This is a genomic window from Gemmatimonadota bacterium, assembly GCA_030747075.1.
Lineage (GTDB): Bacteria > ARS69 > ARS69 > ARS69 > ARS69 > ARS69.
The window spans coordinates 38,740-48,545 of record JASLLL010000019.1; the positions used below are offsets into that span (position 1 = coordinate 38,740).

The following is a 9,806-nucleotide window of genomic DNA, read 5'->3' on the forward strand; positions in this document are numbered from 1 at the left end:
GAATGGAGGCCGCCATGCCATTCGGCAAGGTACTGATTGCGAACCGGGGCGAGATCGCCGTTCGTGTCATCCGCGCTCTTCGCGACATGGGAATCCAGTCGGTCGCCGTGCATTCCGAGGCGGACCGAACGGCGCTGCATGTACTGCTCGCCGATGAAGCCGTGTCCATCGGTCCGTCTCCGGCCGCGGAGAGCTACCTCGACATCGGCAAGGTCCTCAACGCGGCACGCACCACCGGTGCAGAGGCCATCCACCCCGGCTACGGCTTCCTTGCGGAGAATGCGGAGTTTGCGGCAGCTTGCGCAGATGCGGGAGTCGCGTTCATCGGGCCGCCGCCGGAAGCCATCACCGCCATGGGGGACAAGGCGGAAGCCAAGGACCGTGCGAAGAAGGCGGGAGTCCCCGTCGTTCCGGGCAGCGACGGTCCGGTCACGAACGAAGAAGCGAGCGGCGTCGCCTCCCAAGTCGGCTACCCGGTCCTCCTCAAGGCGGCGAAAGGCGGCGGCGGGAAGGGCATGCGCGCCGTCCACACGGAAGAGGAACTGGAAGCGGCGCTCCGCATGACTCGCGGCGAAGCGGAGTCCTCTTTCGGAAGCGGGGACATCCTTATCGAGAAGCTGATCGAACGCCCACGCCATGTGGAAGCCCAGATCATCGCGGACACCCACGGCCGGACCGTCTTCGTGGGAGAGCGTGAGTGCTCTCTCCAGCGCAGACACCAGAAGGTCATCGAGGAGGCCCCCAGCCCCAGTCTGGGCGACGAACGGCGGCGGGACTTCGGCGAAGTCGCGGTGCGTGCGGCGGAGGCCGCGGGGTATGTGAACGCGGGAACGGTGGAGTTCCTGCTCGCACCCGACGGCTCCTACTACTTCCTGGAGATGAATACGCGTCTCCAGGTGGAGCATCCCGTCACGGAAGAGACGACCGGCGTCGATCTCGTGAAGGAACAGGTGCGCGTTGCCGCGGGAGAACCGCTCTCCATCGCGGACAAGATCGCGCCACGCGGACACGCCATCGAGTGCCGCATCTACGCCGAGGATCCGGCGCGCGGCTTCCTGCCTTCCGTCGGGACCATCGAGTTCATGCGGCTTCCCTCCGGGCCCGGCGTCCGCAACGATGGCGGGGTCTATCCGGGCTTTGAAGTTCCCATTTTCTACGATCCCATGCTTGCCAAGCTCATCACGCACGGCGCCACCCGCGAAGAAGCCCGCGTGCGGATGCTGCGGGCACTGATCGAATACCGCATGGAAGGCCCGATCACCAACATTCCCTATCTCCGCTGGATTCTCGAGCATCCGGACTTCCGCGAGAACCGCGTCAACACGAACTGGCTGGAAGCTCATCAGGAAGAGTACCAGCCCGCGGGCATCGGGTTCGGACGGCGAGAGGATGTCGCGGTGATCGCCGCCGCCATCTTCGCGCATCGTGCGCAAGGAGAGACGCGCCCCGCCGCAGGTTCGGCAGGCGGCGACGGCGGGCTTCCACCGTGGGTCCGCATCGGACGCGCGCGCGCACTGGGAGGCCGGTCATGAGCAACTCCGGCATTCGCTACTTCGTGGACTACAAGGGGAAGGAACGCGTCGTCGATCTCGAGGAGAAGGACGGCGTGCTGGTGCTTCACCTCGACGGGGAGCCGGTCGATGCGGATCTGCGCGTGATTTCCGCACCTTCGCTCCACTCGCTCCTCCTCGACGGGCACAGCCGCGAGATGGTGCTCTCCCGCGAGGGCGACGAGATCACCGTGTCTCTCGACGGAGAACGCATCGTGCTTCGCGTGCAGGACGAAGTCGGCCGCGCACTGGCGGCGTTCACCGAAGGCACGGGCTCCGGCGCGCTGGATGTACTGGCCCCGATGCCGGGAGTGGTTGTGGAGGTGCTGGTGAAGCCCGGCGAAACAGTCACCACCGGGCAGCCCGTCCTGGTACTGGAAGCCATGAAGATGCAGAACGAACTCACTTCCGAAAGCGACGGGGTCGTGGATGTGGTGCATGTCGCCGCCGGGGATACTGTGGAAAGCGGAGCCGTGCTCGTCTCCATCCAGCCCGGGGAGGAGTCGTGAGCAACGCGGAGGAGCGGAAGCGAGGCTTCGCCACTCCCTCCGGCATCGAGATCCCGGCCGTCTGGCCCGCGGACGACGCCGCTGCGTCAGACGGCTCCGCCCCCGGGGACTTCCCCTACACGCGTGGTGTCCGCCCCGGTATGTACCGCGGCCGCCTCTGGACCATGCGCCAGTATTCGGGCTTCGGCACCAGCGCGGAGACCAACCGGCGCTTCCGGCTCTTGCTGGAAAGCGGCGGGACGGGGCTCTCGGTCGCGTTCGATCTTCCCACGCAGATGGGATACGACTCCGACGACCCGCTTGCTCGCGGAGAAGTCGGCCGCACCGGCGTTGCCATCGACACCGTGGCGGACCTCGACACGCTCCTTGACGGAATCCCGCTCGATCGCGTGTCCATCTCCATGACGATCAACTCCACCGCGGCGGTGCTTCTCGGAATGCTGGTGGTGCTCGCCGAGAGGCGCGGCGTGGATCCCGCGCTGCTCACCGGCACTGTCCAAAACGACATCCTGAAAGAGTATATCGCCCGAGGAACCTACATCTTTCCGCCGCGCCCGTCGCTTCGGCTCACTTCCGACATCTTTCGGTTCTGCAGTCAGCGCATGCCGAAGTGGAACACCATTTCCATTTCCGGCTACCACATCCGCGAGGCCGGTTCCACCGCGGTGCAGGAAGTCGCCTTCACGCTGGCCAACGCCCGGGAATATGTCACGGCCGGACTCGCCGCGGGGCTGGCCGTGGACGAGTTCGCACCGCGCCTCTCGTTCTTCTTCAATGTGCACAATCACTTCTTCGAGGAGATCGCCAAGTTCCGCGCTGCCCGAAGACTGTGGGCCGGCATGATGCGCGACGAGTTCGGCGCGCGGAACCCCCGCTCCATGATGCTCCGCTTCCATACGCAAACCGCCGGGTCCACGCTGGCGGCGCAGCAGCCGCTGAACAATGTGCCGCGGGTCACCCTTCAGGCCCTGGCCGCCGTCCTCGGGGGCACGCAGAGCCTGCACACCAACTCCTTTGACGAGGCGCTCGCACTGCCGTCCGAGGAGTCCGCACGCCTCGCACTCCGCACACAACAGGTGATCGCCGAGGAAAGCGGTGTCGCGGACGCGGTGGACCCGCTGGGCGGCAGTACGCTCGTGGAGGGACTGACCACGCAGATCGAAACGCGCGCGGTGGAATACCTGGCGCGGATCGACAAGATGGGCGGGGCGCTCGCCGCCATCGAGGCAGGGTTCCAGCAGCGGGAGATCGAGGAAGCCGCCTATCGCCACCAGATGGCGGTGGAGTCCGGAGATGCGCGCGTCGTCGGGGTCAATGTCCACGAGGAATCCGATCTCGGGAACGCGCCCGCTCTCTTCGAGGTGGATCCCGGAGCGGAGAGTGCGCAGTGCCGTGCGCTTCAGGCCCGGAAGGCCGCGCGGGACCCGGTGGCCGTGGAGGAGGCGCTTCGGGCCGTGAAAGATGCGGCATCCGGTGAAGGTCCCGTGGTGGAGTCGATCGTGGAGGCGGTGCGTGTCGAAGCCGGTCTCGGAGAAATCTGCCACGCGCTCCGCGATGTATGGGGAGTGTACCGGCCGGGGAGCGGGTCATGACAAAGCGCGAAGGACGGTACCGCGGAATCGACCATGTCGGGATTGCCGTGGAGGACCTGGATGCGGCTCGGGATGTCTTCGAACGACTCCTCGGCATGACGGTTGTCGAAGAGGAAGAGGTGGCGGATCAGGGAGTCCGCGTCGTGAAACTGGACGCGGGCGGCGGAGAACTGGAACTCCTCGGCGCGACGCGAGACGACAGCCCGGTCGCGAAGCACCTGACCCGACGCGGGCCCGGGCTGCATCATGTGACGGTTCGCGTGGAAGACCTCTCGCGGACGCTGCGCGAACTGGAAGACGCCGGGGTGGAACTCATCGACCGGGAACCCCGCGATGGCGCGGGCGGTTCGCGAATCGCGTTTCTGCATCCGCGCTCGTGTGCGGGCGTGCTCGTGGAACTGATCGAGCGGGCGTAGCCTACCGCAACCGCACGAGTCGCTTCGTTTCCGCGTGCCCGCCCGCCTCATACCGCACGAAGTAAATGCCCGCGGCCGTCATGCCTCCCCCGTCGGTGCGGCCGTCCCAGACAACCCCGTGCCGACCCGCCTCCTTCCGCTCTTGCGCCACCGTTCGCACCATGCGCCCGGCGACATCGTACACGCGCAGGGAGACCACCCCGGCAAGGGGGAGGTCGTACCGGAGCGTCACGCTTCCCGAGAAGGGATTCGGACTTCCGGGAAGAAGCGCGGCCCGCGATGGAAGCAGAATGCCGCTCTCCGCGTCCGTCGCGTCGGTCTCAACGATCGAGATCCACTGGTCCGCGACGAATGCGCCGAGGGTCTGCAGCGTCCCGTCCGGCCAGCGCACCTCCAGCGTATCCACGACCGTCGCGCTCCCCAGCCCGAACTCCAGCGCCAGCGACTCCTGCGAGAGATAGCCGGATCCACCGGAGACCTGGCGAATCCGGGACACGCCGCCCGAGACCACCCGCACCCGCGCGCCGATCGCACTGGCGTTGGAAGAAGTCCCGTGAAGCGTCACATGGATCCAGTGGTTCGTTCCCGACGCGAAGTTCTGCAACAGAACATCCGCGCTCCCCGAGTTCGCGACGAAGAGATCCAGGTCGCCATCTCCGTCCGCGTCCCCCCAGGCCGCTCCCCGGGCATTGCCGGATCCCGCCAGATCCCCGGTAGCCACATTCACGAAAGCTCCCGCGCCCTCGTTTCGGAACAGGCGATCCGCGCTCCCCGAGTTCCCGACGAAAAGGTCCATGTCGCCGTCGCTGTCGTAGTCCGCGGCGGCCACGCCGTACGCCGAACCCGCATCGTCCAGAGGAGGGGAGGTCGTATCCGTGAAGGCCCCGAAACCGTCGTTCGTCAGGAGGACATTGGCCGCGCCCGTGTTGGCGACATACAGATCAAAGTCCGCGTCATTGTCGAAGTCCGCGAAGAGCGCTCCGTAACTCCCGGCCGCCCCGGCCAGCTCCGGGGTGGTGATGTCCACAAAGACACCGCCCCCGTCATTCCGATAGAGCCGGTTCGGCCCCAGATTCGCGAGATACAGATCCGGATCGCCGTCGTCGTCGATGTCCGCCCAGGTGGCCTGCGTCCCGAAACCCGAGTCATCGAGTGGAGAGACCGTGGCGTCGGCAAACCCCGCTCCCGTGTTCCGAAGGAGCAGGTTGGGCGCCATCTCGTTCACCACATAGAGATCCACCCATCCGTCGCGGTCGTAGTCCGCCCAAGCCGCGCTCGCACCCGCGCCCGCGTCTCCCTCAGGCCCGGCGGTGGCCTCCGCATAGACCCCTCCGTCGTTTCGGAAGAGATGGTTCGCCCCGCCTCGTACCGTGACATAGAGGTCCGGGTCGCCATCGTTGTCGTAGTCCGCGCGGACTGCGGCCCCGCTGTTCTCCCCAAGACCCTCCAGTCCGGCAGGCGTCGCGTCCGACAAGTCTCCCCAACCGTCATTGGCCAGAAGGCGGTTCGCGCTCAGCGTCTCCGTCACGAAGAGATCCAGGTCCCCGTCCGCATCGTCGTCACCCCAGGTGACACCCTGCCCGCTGCCGGTGGAAGCCGCCACGCCATGGGCCACATTCACGAACCCCGCACCCGCGGGTGACACCATCGTGAATGCGGGGCTTGCCGCGGAGTGGGTCCCCGCCGCATTGGCCAGCGATACGCGAACCCTGGCGGCTCCCGCCGTGTCCGGCAGCGTCCACAAGTGCGCGGGCTCGGCGGGGACGGGCGCATCCGCCGACACCGGTGACCAGGACGCTCCCCCGTCCAGCGACAGGTCCACGGCATAGGTGGTCGCCAGTCCGCCGGAGTTCGTCCAGATGATCTCATGCGTGGAACCCGCGGCCCAGACTTCCCCTCCCGAGGGCACCGTCACCGCCGCGACCGGCGCACCGGTGATGGTGAAGTCCGCATCGCTCGCATCTTCCGCCATGCCCGCGTCGTTCTCCGTCCGAACCCGGATCCTCCCGGCTGCCGTTGCCGAGGCCGGCAAGGTCCAGTCATGGGAACCCGCCGAAGCGGCCGCTCCGGACAGCACGATGACGGTCGACCAGCTGACCCCGGAGTCGGTGGAAAGGGAGACTGTCGTGTTCGTCTCCGGGCAGGACGCATTGGTCCAGGTGATCGCCTGCACCGATCCCGCGGGCCAGACCTCTCCCCCGTTCGGCACGGTGACCGACGGCGCGGGCGCTGCGGCCGGGAGAATGCTGAAGTCCGCATCCGTCGTGTCCGCGTCGGTTCCGCCACAACTCTCCAGCACCACCCGAACCCGGCCGGAAGCGGTCGGCGCGTCGGGAACATACCAGGACACGGAGCCACCCCCCGACGAGGTGCCGCTCTCAACCGGCGCCCAGGTGCCCCCCCCGTCTGTGGAGAACTCCACATCGTAGAGCGTTGGGATGCCCGTTCCCTCCGACCAGGAGATCGTCTGCGTGGAAAGGGCGCACCAGGCCTCCCCGCCGTTGGGGGTCAGAAGGGTCGCCGCCGGGACCACGCCCGACGGGTTCGTCGTGCAGGGGTACAGGTGCCACAGCCCCGCCTGATCGCCGTCACTCAGGTGATCGCGCTGTCCGATCAACGACTGCCACGCCACATTCGGTGGCAGCACATCGATCGTCGTGAGGAAACCGGGGTTCGTACTGAAGTCGTACTGGCCGTAATGCATCACTGAGTCGAAATCGTAGACCCCGTAGGTGGTCGACCCCGACTGAATGAAGAAGTTCCCCGACGCGCCCGCCTCGATGTTCCCCCAGTTGATCTGGACATAAGTGTCGCGATCGGTGCGCTGCTGCTCATGCCACACACCCAGCGCGTGCATGATCTCGTGGCAGATGATGAGCGGGTAGTTCCAGTTGTAGATGCTGATATCCTGCGCGCCGCCCTGCCGCCCGACATACGACCAGTTGCCTCCGTACTCGCCGAAGTGCAGATAGGCGGATTCCGTCGTGCGCGGGATGAAGAGCACCGCCGCGACCGCTTCCAGTCTGTCCATGGCCTGCCGGGTCTGACTCTGTTCCCCCGACGAGATCCCCGCGTCGAAATCATACGGCACCACGCCGTCCGGCCAGAGATTGGATGCGTGGCCCATGCGGGGCACCCCGCCGGGGTACCGGACTTCGCAGGCAGTCGGGGGACGGTCGGCCCAGGGTGGTTCGACTGCGGATTCCCCCCGGGGGGGCGCGGCGGAGGCGGCCAACGACAGCGTGAGTTGCCCGCAAAGAGCAAAGACTGCGACAAAAGTCCGGGTAGAAATGCGAGCCATGGCGTTTCTCTCAAGATGCGAAGCTGCGAAGGGGGCCGCTGCGTGCATTGTCCCACGAAACGCCGGAGAGAGGCAAGCGGGTCAGCCCTTCCGCTTCCTCCGGCTCATCCCATGGCGGGAGAGCATTCGGCTGAAGCTCTGGCGCGGGATGTCGGCGAGGCGCGCGGCCTCCTTCACGACCCCGTGCGATCGGTGCAGCGCATGTTCCAGGTACCGGCGCTGGAATGCATCCTGCACATGGCCGGAAGCCTCATGGTACGAAAGTCCCATCCACCCGTCCGGCAGGGTGAAGTCCGCACACCCGAGCGCCGCCCCCTGCCGCTCATCCAGCGCGAGGCTCACCACGGACGCTTCCACCTTGTGGCCTTCTCCCCGGCAGATCAGCTCAATCACGAGGTTCTCCAGCTCGCGCACATTGTTCTCGCGGTACTCCCACTCGCTCAGCTTGCGGATGGCGCCCGGCGTGAAACCCCTCGCCCAGTCCCCGAGCCAACCCCGATGCCGCAGGAGGAAGTGCTCCGCCAAGATCGGCACATCGTCCAGACGCTCCCGCAGCGGCGGCACCACGATCTCCACTTGCCTCAGCCGGAAGTGCAGATCTCTCCGAAAGGCCCCGCGCTCGCAGAGATCCCTCAGGTCTTCCTGCGTCACCGAGATCACCCGGAAGTCCGACCGGCGCACCTTCCGCGCATCCCCGCCGATCCTGCGAAAAGTCTTCTCCTGAAGCACCCGCAGGAGGGCCACCTGCGCGTCGTTCGGAAGTTCGGCGATTTCGTCCAGCATGAGCGTCCCGCCGTCGGCCGCCTCCACATGTCCGATGCGCTCCGAGTCTCCGTTCGTGAAGGACCCCTTCTCGTGCCCGAAGAGTTCGTCCATGAGAAGCGTCTCCGGAAGCCCAGGGATCAGCAGATCGACGAAGTTCCCGTCGCGGCGCGCGGAGAGCGCGTGAACCTGTCGCGCCACCAGTTCCTTCCCCGACCCCGACTCGCCCCGCACGACGACATTCACCGGAGCCGCCGCGATCCGGGCGATCTTCTCCCGCAGCACCATCATGGCGGCCGACTCCCCGACCATCGCCTCCACGCACTCCGGAACCGGCGCCGGGGACGGCAGCGGCTCCGAACGCCTGGATTCACGAGCCGCCTTCAGCAGTCCCTTCACGCTCTCGGGGATCTCCTCCGCCCAGCCGTCCGCCTTCGACAGGTAGTCGTTCGCGCCGCAGCCCAGCGCCCGGACAACCGCCCTCGGATCCGCCTCCCGGCTCAACACGACGCACGGCACGCAGCGGTCCATCTTCCGGATGGCTTTCAGCACTTCCAGACCGCTCCGGTCGGGCAGGCGCACTTCCATCACCACCAGATCCGGGGCCGTCTCCCCGAAGACCTCCAGGCCCTCCTCCCCCGACGACGCCTCATGCAGCGTCCGCCCGGCCCCCAGCAGTCGGCGAAGATGCCGACGAGTGCTCTCCTCCGGTTCGATCAGGAGGATGTCCGTTCCATTCCCCGCCTGAGTCATCGTCCCCTCGCTATGTCGGGCCGCTGGTCAATGACGGCGACCCCCGCACACCCGCGGGCCGCCCATCTGTTCCTCTGTCGCACCAGACACATCAATGTTTACGCCGAAACACCGCGATTTCACATTCTCTCACGCTCCGCCAGAATGTCTCACGGCGGGGCCGCTATCCGCCTGAAGCCTCCGCCACCCGGAACCTACGGCTCAGAGGAGGCCCTGCGGGATCTTCCGCCTCGACCGACAACTCATACTCTCCCGGGGAAAGGACGGCCGTCGGCACCATCACGGCAATCGCCGCGCGCGCAAGATCGATGAGGCTTGCGGCCGACCCCGCATGCGCCCACACCTCCCGGGCCGTGGAATCCTCTGCCCGGAGAATCCTCACGCAAACACGGTGATCCGACTCCAGATCGGCCCAGTCAGGGTCCGTCGCCTGCACAAGAATGGGCTGCAGCGCCTGACCGGCCCGGATCCGGACGGTTGGAATCGTTCCCTCCGCGGAACGGACCGGCGCCGCCAGGAACAGGACCGACACGCCGCCCCCCTGTGGGGAGGGCGGCCGGTTCCCCATCCGCCAGAGTCCCAGCACCGCCGGGACCAGCAGTACCAGAGCCAACGCCCTCCACGCGGGACCCGGCGTGCCCCATACGCCTCCGGAGGGCAGGAGTGCACGCACGCGCTCCCCCAGACGGAATAGCGGCGAGCGAACCCTTGCGATCGCCTCCCGGGCCACAGTCAGCTCTGCCCGACAGCACGGGCAGCCCGCGAGATGCCGCTCCAGTGCCTGTGTCGCCTGCTCTTCGGGCGAGTGCCCGGAGACGGCCAGCGCCGCCAGAGCCTCCGCCGACGCGTGAGAGTCCCCGCCCCCCCCCCCCCCCCAACCAGCCGCCCCCCCGCCACGCCCCACAACCCACCCCCCCACCCCC

General features: G+C 67.2%; 7 protein-coding genes. 4 read left to right on the forward strand and 3 right to left on the reverse strand.

The window, feature by feature from the left end:
• Positions 1–14: 14 nt before the first annotated feature.
• Genes QF819_07455 through mce form a run of 4 tightly spaced genes read left to right on the forward strand, consistent with a single transcriptional unit; the run spans position 15 to position 4,067 of the window.
• Entirely contained in the window at positions 15–1,532 is a 1,518-nt protein-coding gene (locus QF819_07455) for an acetyl-CoA carboxylase biotin carboxylase subunit (protein MDP6802994.1), read from the forward strand.
• Positions 1,529–2,059 carry a biotin/lipoyl-containing protein gene (locus QF819_07460; GenBank protein MDP6802995.1) on the forward strand — a complete coding sequence of 177 codons (531 nt, stop codon included), beginning with the start codon at positions 1,529–1,531 and terminating at the stop codon, positions 2,057–2,059. The genes QF819_07455 and QF819_07460 overlap by 4 nt, the downstream gene beginning before the upstream one ends.
• Positions 2,056–3,651, forward strand: a complete 1,596-nt coding sequence (locus tag QF819_07465) for a methylmalonyl-CoA mutase family protein (GenBank protein ID MDP6802996.1) — start codon at positions 2,056–2,058, stop codon at positions 3,649–3,651. Before QF819_07460 ends, QF819_07465 begins: the two co-directional genes overlap by 4 nt.
• Positions 3,648–4,067 (forward strand): methylmalonyl-CoA epimerase, encoded by a 420-nt coding sequence (gene mce / locus QF819_07470; GenBank protein MDP6802997.1) that lies wholly within the window; start codon positions 3,648–3,650, stop codon positions 4,065–4,067. Before QF819_07465 ends, mce begins: the two co-directional genes overlap by 4 nt.
• A gap of 1 nt (position 4,068) precedes the next feature.
• On the opposite strand, the gene QF819_07475 is transcribed toward mce, so the two are convergent.
• The 3 genes from QF819_07475 to QF819_07485 form a co-directional block, all read right to left on the reverse strand.
• Entirely contained in the window at positions 4,069–7,194 is a 3,126-nt protein-coding gene (locus QF819_07475) for an FG-GAP-like repeat-containing protein (protein MDP6802998.1), read from the reverse strand.
• Between the two features lie 255 nt (positions 7,195–7,449).
• Positions 7,450–8,883 (reverse strand): sigma-54 dependent transcriptional regulator, encoded by a 1,434-nt coding sequence (locus QF819_07480; GenBank protein MDP6802999.1) that lies wholly within the window; start codon positions 8,881–8,883, stop codon positions 7,450–7,452.
• A 163-nt stretch (positions 8,884–9,046) separates the two neighbouring features.
• The coding region (locus QF819_07485) for a hypothetical protein (protein MDP6803000.1) at positions 9,047–9,806 on the reverse strand (760 nt) is incomplete at its 5' end.